Origin of the sequence: Vibrio sp. HI00D65 (assembly GCF_001635455.1) — a bacterium.
Lineage (GTDB): Bacteria > Pseudomonadota > Gammaproteobacteria > Enterobacterales > Vibrionaceae > Vibrio.
Genome location: NZ_LWEH01000331.1, coordinates 1 through 398 on the forward strand (window position 1 = coordinate 1; position 398 = coordinate 398).

A 398-nucleotide genomic window follows, 5' to 3' on the forward strand; every position below is an offset into this window, starting at 1 on the left:
CGAGAGCAAACATGAGCGAGCCACTTGAGCTTTTCTTCCTGTCAGTTTGTGCGCGTCGTCCACGAACAGCAATGCACCGGTGCCCAACAAATATTCAGCGAGTGCATCAGCTTTCATTTGCAAGTTGAGCCTGCGCCACTCGGTTTTGAGGTCTCGATTTTCAGTGGTTTTACGGCGCTTTTCATACCACTTAGCAACAGCTTCGTTTTCCACCCAGCTGGTCATGGGTAACAAAGTCTCAAGCAACACTGGTTGATGTTGGTTACTCCAAATCCCATCGTGCTTTTCAATGAGGCGGCTGAGCCAACGGCTTTTTCCTGAATCGAGACCTCAAAACCGAGTGGCGCAGGCTCAACTTGCAAATGAAAGCTGATGCACTCGCTGAATATTTGTTGGGC

General features: G+C 49.5%; 1 pseudogene. It reads right to left on the bottom strand.

From position 1 onward, the window contains the following. Nucleotides 1–225, bottom strand: a pseudogene (locus A3712_RS19650) (hypothetical protein); the annotation flags it as partial. Nucleotides 226–398 lie beyond the last annotated feature (173 nt).